The sequence below is a fragment of the Streptomyces sp. NPDC003011 genome, assembly GCF_053591515.1.
This window is the reverse complement of sequence record NZ_JBSFTY010000143.1, coordinates 1-13,999: the sequence shown is the minus strand read 5'-3', so window position 1 is coordinate 13,999 and position 13,999 is coordinate 1. Positions and strand designations below refer to the sequence as shown.

Annotated in this window: 13 protein-coding genes and 3 pseudogenes; 11 read left to right on the top strand and 5 right to left on the bottom strand. The window is 72.3% G+C overall.

Annotated elements, in window-relative coordinates; all coding sequences use genetic code 11:
• Together ACWD0J_RS39655 and ACWD0J_RS39650 are read left to right on the top strand one after the other, a co-directional pair.
• Nucleotides 1–75, top strand: a pseudogene (locus tag ACWD0J_RS39655) (peroxiredoxin); the annotation flags it as partial.
• Between the two features lie 25 nt (nt 76–100).
• Nucleotides 101–1,054 (top strand): annotated as a pseudogene (locus tag ACWD0J_RS39650) (FAD-dependent oxidoreductase); the annotation flags it as partial.
• Nucleotides 1,055–1,139: 85 nt separating this feature from the next.
• Here the strand turns inward: ACWD0J_RS39650 and ACWD0J_RS39645 are convergent.
• A complete protein-coding gene (locus ACWD0J_RS39645) occupies nt 1,140–2,612 on the bottom strand; it encodes a regulator (RefSeq protein ID WP_451500722.1) in 1,473 nt (490 codons plus the stop codon).
• A 160-nt stretch (nt 2,613–2,772) separates the two neighbouring features.
• Here ACWD0J_RS39645 and lipB point away from each other — a divergent pair, with 160 nt between their 5' ends.
• From lipB to ACWD0J_RS39625, 4 genes are all read left to right on the top strand, one after another.
• Nucleotides 2,773–3,750: a lipoyl(octanoyl) transferase LipB gene (gene lipB, locus ACWD0J_RS39640; RefSeq protein WP_451500721.1), complete on the top strand. Its 978-nt coding sequence runs from the start codon at nt 2,773–2,775 to the stop codon at nt 3,748–3,750.
• Nucleotides 3,751–4,072: 322 nt separating this feature from the next.
• On the top strand, nt 4,073–5,062 hold the full coding sequence (lipA, locus tag ACWD0J_RS39635; RefSeq protein ID WP_451500720.1) for a lipoyl synthase: 990 nt from the start codon (nt 4,073–4,075) through the stop codon (nt 5,060–5,062).
• A 272-nt stretch (nt 5,063–5,334) separates the two neighbouring features.
• The gene (locus tag ACWD0J_RS39630) at nt 5,335–5,535 is read left to right on the top strand and encodes an SCO2195 family GlnR-regulated protein (RefSeq protein WP_451500719.1); all 201 of its coding nucleotides are present in this window, start codon (nt 5,335–5,337) and stop codon (nt 5,533–5,535) included.
• Between the two features lie 70 nt (nt 5,536–5,605).
• On the top strand, nt 5,606–6,307 hold the full coding sequence (locus ACWD0J_RS39625) for a DUF4191 domain-containing protein (protein ID WP_451500718.1): 702 nt from the start codon (nt 5,606–5,608) through the stop codon (nt 6,305–6,307).
• A gap of 105 nt (nt 6,308–6,412) precedes the next feature.
• On the opposite strand, the gene ACWD0J_RS39620 is transcribed toward ACWD0J_RS39625, so the two are convergent.
• Nucleotides 6,413–6,880 (bottom strand): RDD family protein, encoded by a 468-nt coding sequence (locus tag ACWD0J_RS39620; protein ID WP_451500717.1) that lies wholly within the window; start codon nt 6,878–6,880, stop codon nt 6,413–6,415.
• A gap of 199 nt (nt 6,881–7,079) precedes the next feature.
• Here ACWD0J_RS39620 and glnA point away from each other — a divergent pair, with 199 nt between their 5' ends.
• Nucleotides 7,080–8,489, top strand: coding sequence for a type I glutamate--ammonia ligase (gene glnA, locus ACWD0J_RS39615; RefSeq protein ID WP_451500716.1), 1,410 nt, complete (start codon nt 7,080–7,082; stop codon nt 8,487–8,489).
• A gap of 122 nt (nt 8,490–8,611) precedes the next feature.
• On the top strand, nt 8,612–8,869 hold the full coding sequence (locus tag ACWD0J_RS39610) for an SCO2583/SCO2584 N-terminal domain-containing protein (RefSeq protein ID WP_451500715.1): 258 nt from the start codon (nt 8,612–8,614) through the stop codon (nt 8,867–8,869).
• A gap of 106 nt (nt 8,870–8,975) precedes the next feature.
• Here the strand turns inward: ACWD0J_RS39610 and ACWD0J_RS39605 are convergent, their stop codons facing one another.
• Together ACWD0J_RS39605 and ACWD0J_RS39600 are read right to left on the bottom strand one after the other, a co-directional pair.
• Nucleotides 8,976–9,281, bottom strand: coding sequence for a hypothetical protein (locus ACWD0J_RS39605; RefSeq protein WP_451500714.1), 306 nt, complete (start codon nt 9,279–9,281; stop codon nt 8,976–8,978).
• A 265-nt stretch (nt 9,282–9,546) separates the two neighbouring features.
• On the bottom strand, nt 9,547–10,926 hold the full coding sequence (locus ACWD0J_RS39600) for a DUF2252 domain-containing protein (protein WP_451500713.1): 1,380 nt from the start codon (nt 10,924–10,926) through the stop codon (nt 9,547–9,549).
• Between the two features lie 196 nt (nt 10,927–11,122).
• On the opposite strand from ACWD0J_RS39600, the gene ACWD0J_RS39595 reads away from it, so the two are divergent.
• Nucleotides 11,123–12,307 (top strand): winged helix DNA-binding domain-containing protein, encoded by a 1,185-nt coding sequence (locus ACWD0J_RS39595; RefSeq protein ID WP_451500723.1) that lies wholly within the window; start codon nt 11,123–11,125, stop codon nt 12,305–12,307.
• Between the two features lie 201 nt (nt 12,308–12,508).
• Here ACWD0J_RS39595 and ACWD0J_RS39590 read toward each other — a convergent pair whose 3' ends face one another.
• Nucleotides 12,509–12,823: a hypothetical protein gene (locus ACWD0J_RS39590; protein ID WP_451500712.1), complete on the bottom strand. Its 315-nt coding sequence runs from the start codon at nt 12,821–12,823 to the stop codon at nt 12,509–12,511.
• Between the two features lie 174 nt (nt 12,824–12,997).
• On the opposite strand from ACWD0J_RS39590, the gene ACWD0J_RS39585 reads away from it, so the two are divergent.
• Nucleotides 12,998–13,357: an arsenate reductase family protein gene (locus tag ACWD0J_RS39585; RefSeq protein ID WP_451500711.1), complete on the top strand. Its 360-nt coding sequence runs from the start codon at nt 12,998–13,000 to the stop codon at nt 13,355–13,357.
• A gap of 142 nt (nt 13,358–13,499) precedes the next feature.
• Nucleotides 13,500–13,999, top strand: a pseudogene (locus ACWD0J_RS39580) (hypothetical protein); the annotation flags it as partial.

Here is a 13,999-nt window from a genome sequence, read left to right as displayed (position 1 = left end):
CGCTGGACCGTCGTCAACGCCCTGCCCCACGCGCGTGACCTGAACGAGTACGTCCAGGCGCTCGACACCCTGTGATTGTTCGGGTCCAGGGACTGGGACCGCGCCGCTCGGTACCGCCGTCGACCAGGCCCGGCTCGGGGCCGCGCTCTCCCGTATCGCGCACACGCCCGTCGAGCGCCTCCTGGCCCGCCCGGAACTGCCCGCCGGACAGGCGCTGGCCGCGCGCGGAGTGCCCGCCCGCACCGTCGACGGCTTCCTGCGCCCGCTGCTCGCCGCCCTGCTGTGCGACCCGGAGCTCACCACGTCCAGCCGGTGCGCGGACCTCGCGCTGCGCGCCTTCGCGCGCGGGCGGCTGTGCGTGCCCGAGGGCGGGGCCGAGGCGCTGCCGGAGCTGCTCGCGCGGACGCTGCCGCCGGGCACCGTGCGCACCGGCGTCCGGGTCACCTCGGTCTCCACCACGTCGGTGACCACCGCCGAGCACGGCGAGTTCCGCTGCCGGGCCGTGCTCCTCGCGACCGACGCGCGGGCCGCCGCCGAGCTGCTGCCCGGCCTGCGCGTACCGGACTTCCATCCGGTGACGGTGGTGCACCACACCACGGACGAGCCGCCGGCGACGGGCGCGTCCCTGCTGCTCGACGCGGACCGGGGCGGCCCGGTCGCGCACACCGCGGTGGTCAGCCAGGTCGACCCGTCCCGCGCGCCCGCGGGCCGCACCCTCGTCTCCTCGACGGTCCTCGGCCCGCCCCCGGCCGCCCTGGACACCGCCGTCCGCATGCATCTGGCGCGTCTGTACGGCACCTCGACCCGGCGCTGGGAGACCCTCGCCGTCCACCACACCGCCGAGGCGGTGCCCGCCATGCGACCGCCGCACGACCCGCGCCGTCCGGTGCGGCTGCTGGCGGGCCTGTACGTGTGCGGCGACCACCGGGACACCAGCACCGTCCAGGGCGCGCTGCACTCCGCCCACCGGGCGTCGGCGGCGATCCTGGCGGACCTGGGGGCGGCCGGGTCGCTGCACCGGGCGGAGCCGGTGCCCACAGCGCGGGCCGCCTGACCCGCCCCGCGGGCGCGGGGCACCGCGCGACCAGCCACCGCGCGGTCGCGCGGACCCCGCGGCCGTCGCGGTGACGGCGGTCGCCTCAGCCCAGCGCCGCCACCTTGTCGCGGTACCCGCGCACCGGTGCCGCGTCCTTGTACGGCTCCAGCCTTCGCTCGAAGTCCCGTACGTACTCGACCGCCCGCACCGACCGCATCTCGGCCGCCGCGCCGGCCGCCTCGGCGCCCAGCGCGCAGGCCTGGTCGAGTTCGCCGAGGCCGAGGCGGGCGGAGGCGAGGACGACACGGCAGAAGAGACGGCTGCGGGCGTAGCAGGGGGCGCGCAGGTGCAGGGAGCGTTCGGCGTGCTGGGCGGCCGCGCGGAACTGCTGGAGGTCCCGGTGGCAGTGCCCGAACTCGTCGGCGAGCTGTGCCTCGTCGAAGAACCGCGCCCAGTGCGGGACCTCGTCACCGGGCCGGGCGGCTTCGAGCGCGCGTTCGGCCCGGACGAGGGACGCCGTGCAGGCGCGCACCTCGCCCAGGACCCCGTGCGCGCGTGCCTCGGCCGCGTGCAGCAGCGCCTGCACGACCGGCGGGGCGTTGGTGCCGACGCCCTGCTGGGCCACCCGCGCCAGCTGCACGGCCTCCCGCCCGTGCCCGAGGTAGACGGCCTGCCGGCTCATCGTGACCAGGACGTACGAGCCGTAGGCCCGGTCCCCGGCCGCCTGGGAGAGCCTCAGCGCCTGGACGAAGTAGCGCTGGGCGAGACCGTGCGCGGCGATGTCGTACGACGTCCAGCCCGCGAGTCGCGTCAGGTCGGCGGCGGCGGCGAACAGGCGGCGGCCGGTCTGCTCGCCGTAGGTGCCGCGCAGCATCGGCTCGCACTCGTGTTCCAGGTAGCGCACGAGGGCCTGGCGGGCGTGGCCGCCGCCGTACATGTCGTCGAGGGTGCGGAACAGCTCGCCGACCGAGCGGAGGGCGGAGATGTCGCCGCCGGTGACCTTCTGGCCGGGACTGCGCTCGGACTGGCTGCGCTGGCGGGGCACCGCCGGGCGGCCCTGCGCGGGCACGGTGGGGGCCGCTCCCGGTCGGGCGTGGCCGGGAGCGGGGGCGGGTGGTTCACCGCGGGCCACCTTGTCGTCGGGGCGGCCGATCAGCCAGTCCCGGCTCGGCACCACCAGCCCCGCCGGGGTGAACGCGATCTTGCGGAGTTCGGCGTGGCTGCCGGAGTCCTTGCGCCACAGTCCGGCGACGATGTCGACGGCCTCCTCGGGGCCGGCGGCGAACTCCAGCCCGGCGTAGACCGGCGCGCAGGCGTCGAGCCCGAGGTCCTGGGCGGTGAGCCTGCGGCCGAGACGCCGGGTGAAGACCTCGGCGATCAGAGCGGGGGTGGTGCCGCGGGGCTGCTGCCCGCGCAGCCACCGGGTCACGGACGTCTTGTCGTATCTGAGGTCCAGCCCGTGTTCGAGACCGAGCTGGTCCACTCGACGGGCGAGACCCGCGTTGGAGAACCCCGCTTCTGCGATGAGCGCGGCGAGCTGTCGGTTGGGAGTGCGCTGCGCGGGTCGTTCCGTCATCTGCGGTGCGGTCTCCTGCCTGCCGGGCCGTCACACGGGCCCCGACGAGACGCGCGTGCGGGCCTTCGGCCGGGGCGGCGGCGGTGCTGCCGGGCGGCGCGGGGCGTGCTGGTGCCTCGTCGGGGTCGCGTGGTGCCCGGATTGCCTGTGAGCAGCCCTTATGGCCTCTGCGAACGGCGCGAATGTAGCGGAGAGTGAGCAGGCGATCGCACACTTCGACGTTCGTTCATCCGATCGTGTGAGGATTGACCGCGGAGCTGACGCGCGACGCCCGGTCGTACAGTGGCGTGGGCACGCTTTGTGCCTTACCCCCGCCAGGGCTTCTAGGGAGGCGCTTGCCGTGAGTGAGTTGCGGTTCGTCCGGATGGGATTCGGTGCGGACGCCGTCGAGTACCAGGAGGCGTGGGACGAGCAGCGCCGGGTCCACGCGGCGCGGTTCGCCGACGAGATCCCCGACACCGTGCTGCTCCTGGAGCACCCCCCGGTCTACACGGCCGGCCGGCGCACGACGGACAGCGAGCGTCCGCTCGACGGCACTCCGGTCATCGACGTCGACCGCGGCGGCAAGATCACCTGGCACGGCCCGGGCCAGCTGGTGGGCTACCCGATCCAGAAGCTCCCGCGCCCGGTGGACGTCGTCGCGCACGTACGGCGGCTGGAGGAGGCCCTGATCCGCGTCTGCGCGGAGTTCGGTCTGGAGACGAGCCGGGTCGAGGGGCGCAGCGGGGTGTGGGTCCTCGGCGACCCGGTCGAGCGGCGGCCGTCGCCCGGCGGGCTGTCCCTCGACTTCGACCCCCGCCTCCAGGACGAGGAGTTCGACCCGCGTCTGAACGGGCCCGAGTACGCCCCCTCCAACGCCGGCCAGCGCCGCGAGGACCGCAAGATCGCCGCGATCGGCATCCGGGTGGCCAAGGGCGTGACGATGCACGGCTTCGCGCTGAACGTGAACCCGGACAACCGGTGGTTCGACCGGATCATCCCGTGCGGGATCCGGGACGCGGGGGTGGCGTCCCTGGCCGCCGAACTGGGCCGCGACGTGACGATCGCGGAGGTGCTGCCGGTGGTGGAGCGGCACCTGGAGGACGTGCTCCGCGACGCGGAGCTGAAGCCCCGGCAGATCGAACGCACGCCGGCGTGACACCGGGAGGTTCCTCGCCCCCGCCGCCCTCTCCCGTTCCCGACCCTGGGGGCTCCGCCCCCCGACCCCGGCTCCTCAGACGCCGGAGGGCTGGAATTCAGCCCGTCCGGCGCTTGAGGACGAGGCCCCTTCAGGGCCGAAGCGGGGGGCTGGGGGCGGCAGCCCCCAGGGACGGGACGGGAAGGGGCGGCGGGGGCGAGGAACCCTCTGGGAGCGACCCCGGGAATGTCCCCGGGAAGGTGGGGGTTGCCCAGTCCGGGGGCCGGAAACGTACGGGCGTACCCTGGTGTACGCCGAAGAATCGAAGCTACAGGGAGCCGATGTGTCCGCAGTCGCACCCGACGGACGCAAGATGCTGCGCCTGGAGGTCCGCAACAGCCAGACCCCCATCGAGCGCAAGCCCGAGTGGATCAAGACCCGGGCGAAAATGGGTCCCGAGTACACCAAGATGCAGAACCTCGTGAAGAGCGAGGGCCTGCACACCGTCTGCCAGGAAGCCGGCTGTCCCAACATCTACGAGTGCTGGGAGGACCGCGAGGCGACCTTCCTCATCGGCGGCGACCAGTGCACCCGGCGCTGCGACTTCTGCCAGATCGACACCGGCAAGCCCGAGGCCCTCGACCGCGACGAGCCGCGCCGCGTGGGTGAGTCCGTGGTCACCATGGACCTGAACTACGCCACCATCACCGGCGTCGCGCGCGACGACCTGGCGGACGGCGGCGCCTGGCTGTACGCCGAGACCGTGCGCCAGATCCACCAGCAGACGGCCGGGCGGGAAGAGGGCCCAACCAAGGTCGAGCTGCTGGCCCCCGACTTCAACGCCGTCCCGGAGCTGCTGGAGGAGGTCTTCGCCTCCCGTCCCGAGGTCTTCGCGCACAACGTCGAGACGGTCCCCCGCATCTTCAAGCGCATCCGCCCCGGCTTCCGCTACGAGCGCTCGCTCAAGGTCATCACCGAGGCCCGCGACTACGGCCTGGTCACCAAGTCGAACCTGATCCTCGGCATGGGCGAGAGTCGCGAGGAGATCAGCGAGGCGCTCCGGCAGCTGCACGACGCCGGCTGCGAGCTGGTCACCATCACGCAGTACCTGCGCCCGAGCGTGCGCCACCACCCCGTGGAGCGCTGGGTCAAGCCGCAGGAGTTCGTGGAGCTGAAGGAGGAGGCCGAGCAGATCGGCTTCTCCGGCGTGATGTCCGGCCCGCTGGTGCGGTCCTCGTACCGCGCCGGACGGCTGTACCGGATGGCCGTCGAGTCGCGCGAGTCGGCCACTGAGCAGCGGGTCGGCGGCCATGTCGCCTCCCAGGCCGTCTGACACACCGTCACCCGCCTTGCCCACCAACGGCGACGCACGCGTGTGAATTCGCGCACAAGCGGCTACCCGCGAGTAGCGGCCGATATGACGCGGTCCTGACCGTCCTCGCAGATGAGGGCCTTCACCAGGGCCGCGTCCGTGCGCGGGGCCGCGGCGGAAAGGCTTCATGGGTGTTTGACCGGCAGGTCATGCCCTGGTAACACCAAGCAGTGACCCTGGACTCACACCACGTGCACCCACACCCAGAGCGGTATCGAGGGGGGACCTCCATCATGCAGGCCGCGCCTGTTCGCGCCACCGCGATTCCTTCGTTCACCGACGCACTCCGTGCCGTCGAATCCCTGCTCATGAGCAACGGCCAGCGCACCGCCCGCCGCAACGCCTGGACGTCCGTGCTGGAGGACCGCCGCCGCGCCAAGGACAGGATCGAGGCGCAGCACGTCCTGGAGCAGACCTTCACCGTCCACTCCTGACGCGCCCCTTCCCCTCCCTCACGGGGCACTGCCGTCGTCCGCGCTCGCGGGGCCACGTAGACTTCGGGGCATGGCGAGGAAGGACACGGCAGCGGACGCTGCGGACCCCGGGCGACTCAAGCAGATCGCTCTGACCTACAAGATGACCCGCAAGGCCGACAAGAAGATCGGTCTTGTACTCGCGGCGGTCGGAATCGTCACCTTCGGTGTCTTCCTCGCGATCGGCTTCTTGATCGGTCACCCCGTTTATCTCGGCATCCTGGGCCTCCTGCTCGCCTTCCTCGCGTCGGCGATCGTGTTCGGGCGCAGGGCCGAGCGGGCCGCCTTCGGGCAGATGGAGGGACAACCGGGCGCCGCGGCGGCCGTACTGGACAACGTGGGCCGGGGCTGGACGACCACCCCCGCGGTCGCGATAAACCGCAGCCAGGACGTGGTGCACCGGGCGGTCGGCAAGGCCGGCATCGTCCTGGTCGCCGAGGGCAACCCGAACCGGGTGAAGAGCCTGCTGGCCGCCGAGAAGAAGAAGATGAACCGCATCGTGGCCGACGTGCCGGTGCACGACCTCATCGTCGGCACGGGCGAGGGCCAGATCCCGCTGAAGAAGCTGCGCACCACGATGCTGAAGCTTCCGCGGGTGCTCACCGGCCCGCAGGTCACCGCGACCAACGACCGGCTGCGGGCGCTGGGCGACCTGATGAGCAACATGCCGCTGCCGAAGGGGCCGATGCCGAAGGGCATGAAGCTCCCGAAGGGCGGGCCGAAGGCCCGCTGACTCCTGCTGTGAGAAGAGGGCGCCCGGATCACTCCGGGCGCCCTCTTCTCATTGCAGGAGCGAGGAGCAGAAGTCAGCAGCAGGAGTGCTGTGCCGTCCGGGCGGCTAGATGCGGACCTCCACCGTGCGGGCCAGCCGGTCGTGCAGGCCCCGGCCGTCGCGGTCCCAGATCAGGGCCGGGAGGGCGAGGCACAGCAGCGCCGTGCGGAGCAGGGCGCGCCAGGGGTTGACGCGGCCGGTGTCCACGGCGGCCACCCGCACGCCGAAGAGGCGCTTGCCCGGAGTGACGCCGATGGTGCCGACCGTCAGGGCGCTCATCACGAAGAAGACCAGCAGCGCCCAGTTGGAGGTCGTCTGGCCATAGCTCTGCGTGATCAACTGGGATGCAATCAGGACGCTCATGGCCCAGTCCACGGCCAGCGCTCCCAGGCGCCGCCCCGGGCGGGCGATCGATCCCGGCCCCTCCTCCGGCAGACCGAGCGACTCGCCCCGGTACCCGAAATCGACACCGGCGTCCTCCGCGGCCGCGCGGGGGCCCGAGAGCCACGAACCGATTGCTTCCCTCTTGTCCACGCGTACACGGTACTGCGCCCGTTTCGCGATACGGACAGGTGGGGTGGAGCGGACCGTGTCCGGTTAACTTGGGCGAAACAAATGGGTCACGCCTGAGAAATCACCCGTACCTAGGGTCGAGGTCAGCGTGTGCCACCGCACTGGCCGCACGAACGAACTACCACCCCGGCACGGAACGGTCGGGAGTAGGAGGAGCTGGATGTTCCAGAACGCCGACGAGGCCAAGAAGTTCATCGCGGACGAGGGCGTCAAGTTCATCGACGTCCGCTTCTGCGACCTGCCGGGCGTCATGCAGCACTTCACGGTGCCCGTTGAGGCGTTCGACCCGGACGAGGAGCTGGCCTTCGACGGATCCTCGATCCGTGGCTTCCAGGCCATCCACGAGTCGGACATGGCGCTGCGCGCGGACCTGTCGACCGCCCGGGTCGACGCCTTCCGCCGCGACAAGACGCTGAACATCAACTTCTTCATCCACGACCCGATCACCGGCGAGCAGTACAGCCGTGACCCGCGCAACGTGGCCAAGAAGGCCGAGGCCTACCTCGCCTCCACCGGCATCGCCGACACCGCGTTCTTCGGCCCCGAGGCCGAGTTCTACGTGTTCGACAGCGTCCGGTTCTCGACCACCGCGAACGAGTCCTTCTACCACATCGACTCCGAGGCGGGCGCCTGGAACACCGGCGCCCTCGAGGACAACCGTGGGTACAAGGTCCGCTACAAGGGCGGCTACTTCCCGGTCCCGCCGGTCGACCACTTCGCCGACCTGCGCGCCGAGATCTCCCTGGAGCTGGCCAAGGCCGGCCTCCAGGTCGAGCGCCAGCACCACGAGGTGGGCACCGCCGGCCAGGCCGAGATCAACTACAAGTTCAACACGCTGCTCGCCGCGGCCGACGACCTCCAGCTCTTCAAGTACATCGTGAAGAACGTGGCCTGGCGCAACGGCAAGACCGCGACCTTCATGCCGAAGCCGATCTTCGGTGACAACGGCTCGGGCATGCACGTCCACCAGTCGCTGTGGGCCAACGGCGACCCGCTCTTCTACGACGAGGCCGGTTACGCGGGCCTGTCGGACATGGCCCGCTTCTACATCGGCGGCATCCTCAAGCACGCCCCGTCGCTGCTGGCCTTCACCAACCCGACGGTGAACTCGTACCACCGTCTGGTGCCGGGCTTCGAGGCGCCGGTCAACCTGGTGTACTCGCAGCGCAACCGCTCCGCGGCCATGCGTATCCCGATCACCGGGTCGAACCCGAAGGCCAAGCGCGTCGAGTTCCGGGCGCCCGACTCCTCCGGCAACCCGTACCTGGCGTTCTCCGCGCTGCTGCTCGCGGGCCTGGACGGCATCAAGAACAAGATCGAGCCGGCCGAGCCGATCGACAAGGACCTGTACGAGCTGGCTCCCGAGGAGCACGCGGGCGTCGCGCAGGTGCCGACCTCGCTCCCGGCCGTCCTCGACCGCCTGGAGGCCGACCACGAGTTCCTGCTCGCGGGCGACGTCTTCACGTCCGACCTGATCGAGACGTGGATCGACTACAAGCGCACGAACGAGATCGCGCCGCTGCAGCTGCGTCCGCACCCGCACGAGTTCGAGCTGTACTTCGACGTGTGACCGGACCACGCGTCCTCCCCGCGTGAGCCGTCCGGCGCCCCCGCTCCTGGTTTCCCAGGGCGGGGGCGTCGTCGTATGGTCTATGGCACGACTGTTCGAGAAGGATGACGGGGGTTGCGGGGATGACCGGACAGGACGACGCGGAGCGGGAGTTCGACCTCAGGTGGGCCGACAGCGCGGAGCACAAGGAGCCCTCCGCGCGGGCCCGGATGCTCGCCGCCCGCTGGAAGGACAACCCGCCCGAGCCGCAGCCGTTCCGCGCGGACCCCGAGCACGTGGGGCCGCGCCGGTCGTCGTGGAAGTCAACGGTGGTCGTGCTCGGATGTGTGGCGGCGGTCATCGTGCTGCTGGGGTACGCGAACTTCCGGGCTCCGTACTAGGCGGGGGCGCGGGGCCTCGAACGCTGGTTCCCGTTGTGCGGCGCTCCCGGCCTGTGCGTGCCTGAACAGGCCGGGGGCCGCCGCCCGTTGTCCGTGCCGGCTCTGCTCACTTGGTCTTCTCGCGTGCCTGCCGACGGGATTCGAGGGGACGCTCGCGACGGTAGCGGCGCTCCCACCTGGCCTGCCGGTCACGGCGGGCGCGGTAGGCGCGGTAGCTGCCGGGCATGGATCCCGAGGCTCCTCCGGAGGCGCCGGCGGCCCCTCCCTGCGTGGGCGGCGAGGACGTCGAGGAGGCGCCCCGTCCGTACTGCAGGTACAGGAAGAGAACGGCGACGGCGGCGAGCCACCAGACGTGGTTTGCGAATCCCAGAACGACCAGGACGACGGTCCCGGCTATGACGATGGTGCCCATGACGGGCCTCCGTGGGCGTGGGTGATGAGCGGTGTCGACTTGTCCCGGCGAGGCGCTGGGGGTGACGCCCGGCCGCCGGATGCGTAGCAGAGTAGCCCCGAGTCCACAGGGTGATGCCTGTCCTGCGGCAAGCGGTGGGGTGCAACTTCGCACCGTATGTCCAGCGTAGGGAGGCCGTCACGCGGCGTGCATCTTCTTTTCCGGGGCCGGGAGTGACGCGGGGAGAGCGGCGAGGAGGAACCGGGTGCCTGAGGTCCGGCCGGTCTCAGACTCCCGGGTCGGCTCTCACCACCCCCGCCGCGACGGCCGCGCCGAGGGTCATGTGGTCGTGGGCGGTCTGGTCGGCGTAGCCGAGGGCGAAGTCGGCGACCGCGTGCTCGAAGGTGTGGGCGCCGCCCAGATAGCCGGCGATGGCGATCCGGTCGCCGGAGCGGGCGTGGGCGCGGGCCAGTGCGGTGCCGCAGAGGCGGGCGTAGGCCGTGAGGTCGGCGGGGCTCATGCCGGCGACGTCCGGGGAGGCCTTCATGTCCCGCAGCCGCCGCCAGTAGAAGGGGCGCCCCTGCGGGCCGCTCGTCCACCCCAGGAAGATGTCACCGGCGGCCTGGAGCAGCCGCTGCCCGGCGACCACGCGGTGCCCGGGATGGACGTACGGCCCACTCGGCAGGTGCTCCTCCAGTACGGACCTCCGCGCCTCCTTGAGCTGCAGGAACAGGAGGTCGTCCGCGTCCCGGCCGGTGAGCAGCACGAGGAAGCAGCGGGTGCCGACGCTGCTCACGCCGACCACTTTGCGGGCCGCGTCGACGAAGCGGTAGCGGTCGAGGAGCAGCCGGCGCTCCTCGGTGAGGGTGGACCGGTAGTCACTGAAGATCTTGCGCACGGTGGCCGTGTCGGCGGCGCCGGCGGGTTCGAGCAGCGGCGGGTCGTGGACCAGGCGCCGGCGTCCGTCGACGACCTCGCTGAGCCTGCCGAGGTCCCGCAGGCCGGTGCGGCGGCGGGCCCGGGTCAGGCTGGACCCGGCGCGGCGGCGGCGCCGGGCGGAACGGACCAGCGGCAGCAGGCTGTCGGCGTCGATGCGCTCGTACCAGACGTCGAGTTCGCCGCGTCCGGCGAGACGGCGGACGGCGCGGCGGTAGCCGGCGGCGGCCTCCTGGGCCGCGCGTCGGGCCTCGGCGTCGCTGTGGCCGTTCTCGCGGGCGGCGACGGCGACGCTGGCGGCGAGGCGTTTGACGTCCCATTCGAACGGGCCCGGGAAGGTCTCGTCGAAGTCGTCGAGGTCGAACAGCAGGGCGCGGTCCGGGGAGGTGTGCAGCCCGAAGTTGAGCAGGTGGGCGTCGCCGCACAGCTGCACGGTGAGGCCGGTGTGCGGCTGGGCGGCGAGGTCCGCGGCCATCACGGCGGCCGCGCCGCGCAGGAAAGCCAGGGGGGAGGCGGCCATGCGGCCGTAGCGGACCGGCAGCAGCTCCGGCAGCCGGTCGCGGCCCTGCCGCTCCAGGACGCCGACGGGGTCGGGCCGGTCGACGGCGGGGACCCGGGCGGCGTGCGCGGAGCGGGGGACGTGCTTGCGGGCCGCCTTGCCGCCGGCGGCGCGGGCGGCCGGGTCGGTGCGGTGGGCCGGGTGGGCGGGGACGGCGGGGGTGGTGGTCATCTGGGCTGCCTTCGCATCGCGCCTCCTCGGGTGCCCTGGTTCTCCGTCACCTCCTGATCGCAGTGAAGGCCCGGGGACGGGGCGTACGCATGCCGGGTACGGCGAACGGGTGACGGCGGGCGGATCCCGCCGGCGCCCGATTGTCAGTGGCGTCCGGGAGGATGTCCGCACGGTGGCACGACGGGCGGAGGCCGGTATGGGTGACGGGGAGCGGTACATCGGCGTGGCGGAGCGACGGGCGCGGCTCGCGCTGCGGCACCGGCTGGCCGAGGCCGCGCGGGCGGCCGGACCGGAGGAGGTCGCCGGCTCCCTGGTCGCCCTGCACGGCACGGATCCGGCGACGGTGTACCTGGCGGTGGGAGCACGGCTCGTGGATCCGGCGGGGACGGTTCCGGAGACCGGCCGTGCCTTGTACGAGGACCGCACGCTGGTCCGGACGCACGGCATGCGGCACACGGTCTTCGTGTTCCCGACGGAGCTGACCGCCGTCGTGCACGCCTCGACCGGGCTGACGGTCGCCGCGCGGGAGCGGGCCACGCTGCTGAAGGACATGGCGAAGGCCGGAGCGCCGGACGCGGCCTGGCTGAAGGAGGTGGAGGAGTCGGCGCTGGCCGCGCTGGCCCGGCGCGGGCAGGCGACGGCGGCGGAACTCGCCGAGGACGAACCGCGCCTGCGGGAGCGGTTCGTGTACGCGGCCGGGAAGTCCTACGAGGGCGTCCACACCGTCTCCACGCGCCTGCTGAAGGTGCTGGGCACCGAGGGCAAGGTGGTACGGGGCCGGCCGCTCGGCTCGTGGACGTCCAGCCAGTTCCGCTGGGCGGTGGCCCCCGCGCACCCCGAACTGGACCCGGCCCAGGCGCAGGCCTCGCTCCTCGAACGGTGGCTCACCGCGTGCGGTCCGGCCACCGAGGCCGACCTGACGTGGTGGACGGGGTGGCGGGTCACGGAGGTCCGCCGGGCACTGTCCGCGATCGGGGCGCGGGCGGTGTCCCTGGACGAGGGCGTCGGCTACGTCGCCGCCGGCGACGTCGACCCGGTGGCGGAGCCGGCCGAGCCCTGGGCCGCGCTGCTGCCCGCGCTCGATCCGACGGCGATGGGGTGGCGGCAACGGGACTGGTACCTGGCGCCAAAGGTGCGGGAGACGTTGTTCGACCGCAGCGGCAATGTGGGGCCGACGGTGTGGTGGAACGGGCGGGTGGTGGGGGGTTGGGCCCAGCGTCCGGACGGGGAGATCGTGTGGCGGATCCTCGACCCGGACGGGGTCGGGCGGGACGCGGAGGCCGCGATCGCGGTGGAGGCGGAGCGGTTGCGGGAGTGGGTGGGGGCGACGAGGGTGACGCCGCGGTTCCGGACTCCGGTGGAGAAGGAGTTGGCGCGGTAGGGACGGGCCCGCCGCCGGAGGGAACGGACTCCCCACCGGAGCGGGCGGACCCGGCTCCGGAGCGGACGGACTCCCCGCCGGAGCAGGCGGACCCGGCTCCGGCGGGCCGAGACCTCGGCGGAGACCTCAGCTGATACCTCAGCGGTGCGCGCACCGGCGCCGGGCGCCCGAGGAACAGGGCGCCCGGCGCCGCGGGTCAGCTCACCTGGAGTACCGCATCAGCGCCCGCACCATGTGACACGTCGTGTCTGACGGCGGATGGACACCGATCATCTCGGCAGCGCCTCGGATCGTCTCGTTGCGCGCCTGGTCGGGCACGTACACCCCCGTGTCGAGCAGGGCGATGGCAAGGCGCATCGCCTTGAGGCGGCGGTTGTGGCTCACGTACCACTCACGCGGACGCCCCGGCGGCAACGGCCGCTTCTCCACCGGCTCGTACGGCAGGTCGAGCAGAACGGGACGCTTCGCGGTGGACTGGGTCGGCAGCGGCTTCGGCTTCAGGGCGGCAGCGGGCACAGGCATCCTCCTGTCGCGGTCAGGGCGTCGCGCCGGGGACTTCGGCGACCCCGGCAACACCCTCGAACACTGCTTCTATTCTACTGCCCACCACTGACAAAAGCCCCTGGCCACAGGGCCTTTGGGGGCGCTGTGACGCAGGTGGAAGACGGGTTTTCGCGTACCGTGGGCGGCATGGAAATCTGGATCAATCCGGCCTGTTCCAAGTGCCGCAGCGCGATCTCACTGCTCGACGCCGAGGGCGCGGACTACACCGTCCGCCGCTACCTGGAGGACGTGCCGAGCGAGGACGAGATCAGGGAGGTGCTGACCCGTCTGCACCTCGAACCCTGGGACATCACCCGCACCCAGGAGGCCGTCGCCAAGGAGCTCGGCCTCAAGGACTGGCCGCGGGACGAGAGCGCGCGCGACCGCTGGATCAAGGCGCTCGCCGGGCATCCGAAGCTGATCCAGCGGCCGATCATCACGGCGGACGACGGGACGGCGGTGGTGGCCCGGACCGACGAGGCCGTACGGGACGCCTTGTCCCGTTAGCTCCCCGGGCGGGGTGATCCGGGCACTTTCCTCAACTCCCGTGTGACGCAGGTAACTTCAGTGACTCCTGTCACCGCTGAGCAGCCCCGTTCGGTATCTCGTACATAGCGGCGTACGCTCCCCGACCTCACAGGAGTCGCGCATGTCGCGCAGGAGAACCCTCGGTACGAAGAAGAAGGTCGCGCTGCTGGTGAGCGCGGCGGCGGTGGCGGGAGGCGGCGCCTTCGTCATGGCGAGCACCTCGAACGCCGCGGGTCCGCAGTCCGCGGCGGACTCGGCCGTCTGCCAGGGGCTCGCCAACGCCCTCGGCAACAACCAGCGGTTCATCGCCGGCCAACGGGCCGCCCCGGACGCGCAGTCCGCGGCCAGGATCGCCAACCGCGAGGCGGTCATCGCGCAGATCGAGCGCCAGCAGGAGGCGTCGGGATGCGTCGTCGGGGAGTCGGCTCAGGGCTCCCAGACGGCACCGTCCGCACCGGGCGCCCAGCCTCCGCAGGCCGCACAGCCCGCGCACCGATCACACCGGACGCCAGGCCGTCCCCTGGATGGCCTGCTCCGCCGACAACGGGGCGGTGCCCGGGGCGTCCTTCTACGTCATGGAGTTCGTCGAGGGCACCCCGTACCGCACCGCCGACCAGCTGG

Excerpts from the sequence above, each read along its gene's own strand:
- glnA (WP_451500716.1), top strand. The coding sequence starts at position 7,080 with ATGTTCCAGAACGCCGACGAGGCCAAGAAGTTCATCGCGGACGAGGGC.
- ACWD0J_RS39625 (WP_451500718.1), top strand. The coding sequence starts at position 5,606 with ATGGCGAGGAAGGACACGGCAGCGGACGCTGCGGACCCCGGGCGACTC.
- ACWD0J_RS39605 (WP_451500714.1), bottom strand. The coding sequence starts at position 9,281 with ATGGGCACCATCGTCATAGCCGGGACCGTCGTCCTGGTCGTTCTGGGA.
- ACWD0J_RS39585 (WP_451500711.1), top strand. The coding sequence starts at position 12,998 with ATGGAAATCTGGATCAATCCGGCCTGTTCCAAGTGCCGCAGCGCGATC.
- ACWD0J_RS39645 (WP_451500722.1), bottom strand. The coding sequence starts at position 2,612 with ATGACGGAACGACCCGCGCAGCGCACTCCCAACCGACAGCTCGCCGCG.
- ACWD0J_RS39630 (WP_451500719.1), top strand. The coding sequence starts at position 5,335 with ATGCAGGCCGCGCCTGTTCGCGCCACCGCGATTCCTTCGTTCACCGAC.
- lipB (WP_451500721.1), top strand. The coding sequence starts at position 2,773 with ATGGCCTCTGCGAACGGCGCGAATGTAGCGGAGAGTGAGCAGGCGATC.
- ACWD0J_RS39595 (WP_451500723.1), top strand. The coding sequence starts at position 11,123 with ATGGGTGACGGGGAGCGGTACATCGGCGTGGCGGAGCGACGGGCGCGG.
- ACWD0J_RS39600 (WP_451500713.1), bottom strand. The coding sequence starts at position 10,926 with ATGACCACCACCCCCGCCGTCCCCGCCCACCCGGCCCACCGCACCGAC.
- ACWD0J_RS39610 (WP_451500715.1), top strand. The coding sequence starts at position 8,612 with ATGACCGGACAGGACGACGCGGAGCGGGAGTTCGACCTCAGGTGGGCC.